This window comes from Fibrobacter sp. UWT2 (genome assembly GCF_900142545.1).
In the GTDB taxonomy this organism is placed as follows: domain Bacteria; phylum Fibrobacterota; class Fibrobacteria; order Fibrobacterales; family Fibrobacteraceae; genus Fibrobacter.
The window spans coordinates 1-1948 of the sequence record NZ_FRBF01000044.1 but is presented as its reverse complement, the minus strand read 5'-3'; the positions used below and the strand labels follow the sequence as shown (position 1 = coordinate 1948).

At 61.6% G+C, this 1948-nt stretch carries 2 protein-coding genes; both read right to left on the bottom strand.

What is annotated here, in order from left to right; genetic code table 11:
- Positions 1 to 776 (bottom strand): efflux RND transporter periplasmic adaptor subunit (locus tag BUA40_RS14140; RefSeq protein ID WP_072801485.1); only part of this gene is annotated, 776 nt, incomplete at its 3' end.
- Positions 776 to 1948: hypothetical protein (locus BUA40_RS14665; RefSeq protein ID WP_178299681.1), on the bottom strand; the 1173-nt coding region annotated here is incomplete at its 5' end. The genes BUA40_RS14140 and BUA40_RS14665, both read right to left, overlap by 1 nt.

Here is a 1948-nt window from a genome sequence, read left to right as displayed (position 1 = left end):
GTGACACCCGGCTCGACGGCCAGGTCCGTGTTGTCGAATATGACCTTCACGGTGCGCAGCATGCTGGACTTGTCCACCACGGGCGACACGAACTCTATCGTGCCCTTCTTGCGGCGAACCTGCTTGCGTCCGTCTAGCGAGAGGCTTACCTGTTGGCCGGGCCTTAGCTTGCCCGACCTGTTCGCCACCACATAGGCGACCATGCGGCAGGTACGCACATCCGCGATTTCGATGACGGGTTCCAGGGCTTCGACGCTTTCGCCCTTGTTCTTGGATATGGAAACGATTTCGCCGTCGAAGGGGGCGGTGAGAACGCGCTTTTCGAGTTCGGCCCGGGCGACATCGTGTTCGAGCTTCGCGCGTTCCCTCTCGGTCTGCGCCGACGAGAGTTCGGCTGCGGCCACGTCGTGGTTCATCTGCTTTTCCCAGACCTGTTCCGCGCTCACGGAGTTGCTGTTCTCGAAAAGGTTGCGGGTCGCGTCCAGGTCCTTCTTGTAGGCCTGGAGCTTCGCCCTGGCCGAGAGTACAGCCGAGGAGTCGTTTGCCGTGATACCCGTGATGCGGACGCGCAGCCGTTCCTCGCGGTTCACGAGGTTCATGAGCGTGTCGCCCTTGCGCACGAACGCGCCTTCCTTGACCCAGATGCTGTCAATCTTCCCGGACACGGTGAACCCGACGCGGGCCTGGTTGATGGGTTCCGTGACACCGTCGAATCCCTGCTGCGCAAGTGCAGATGCCGCGAGGGCGAGTGCTGTAAATAGGGCCTTGCCGAGCATCAGTCTGCCGCCGCGCTAGAGGAACTGGATGACGAACTAGACGCAACCGATGAACTGGACCCTGCCGACGAACTCGAAGCTTCGGAAGAGCTGGATGCCTCGGACGAACTGGACTCGGGTGCCTTGGAAAGCTCGGTGAGCACCGTCAGCCCCTGCAAGTAGAGCCCGTTCTTCGCGTGGGCGGTGATGTTCATGCCCACGGTGTCGCCCGCCGCAAGGGAGTCGTCGAATGTCTCGAACATCTTGACGAACAGCGTGTCGGCCTTGATCCAGGCGTCGGCATTGGGGGAAACGTTCCCGGCATAGATGGACTTCTTGACCTTTGCAGCCTTGCTCCATTGGACCGTGGCGAGCGAGTCGGAGAACTTGACCCAGAGCGTGTCGTTTACCGAGAAAGTCGCCTTGTAGCGGCTGCTTGCCGCCCAGGCGTTGCTCGTGACTGCATAAAGCCCGCGGTTCGTGGTAAAGGCCGCGTCGCCCGAAAGGTCTACGGTCAGCCTCTCGCCCTTCTTGGTGTAGCCCACGATGCTCACGGAGTAGGACTTTTCGGCGGCAAGGGGGGCCGTGTGCCGCAGGTACAGCGTGTCGCCCTTGATTTCGGGCGTGATGACTGTCGCTGAATCGCCCGCGAGGCTCACGGAAATGTTCTCCTTGCTGAGCGCCTCGCTGAACACGTAGTAGGGCGTGATGAGCGGTGAGAGGTTCTTGTAGCCCATGCGGTTGTTGTCCATCACGTTGGACGATACGATGACGGGGGCGCTCTCCTTGAGGGTGTCGCGGACGAGGAAGATTCTGCCCAAGTCGTGCTCGATGTCGGAGCGCAGGCGGGGGAGCACCGTGTTCGAAAAGCGGTAGGTCTTGCCCTTGTAGGTGAAGGGTTCCGCCGAGAGCGTGAGGCCGGAATCGGCGGGGAGTTTCTTGAATGTGAAGCGGCCGAGCGAATCTGTCGTGGCGGAGAAAGTTTCGGGGGCGATGTTCACGAAGGCCGTGTCCTGGTGCGCGAGGCGCAGCTTTACCTTGGGGGCGGGCGTCTTTACGCCCGTGGCTTCTTCTTGCACATAGAGTTCGCCGGAAACTCCCGCGTTCAGCGGCGAAAGCCGCACGACGCGCGACCCGCTCGCCACCACGCCCTCCATGTAGCTCGATTCGCCCGTGGATGCCACCGTGATAAT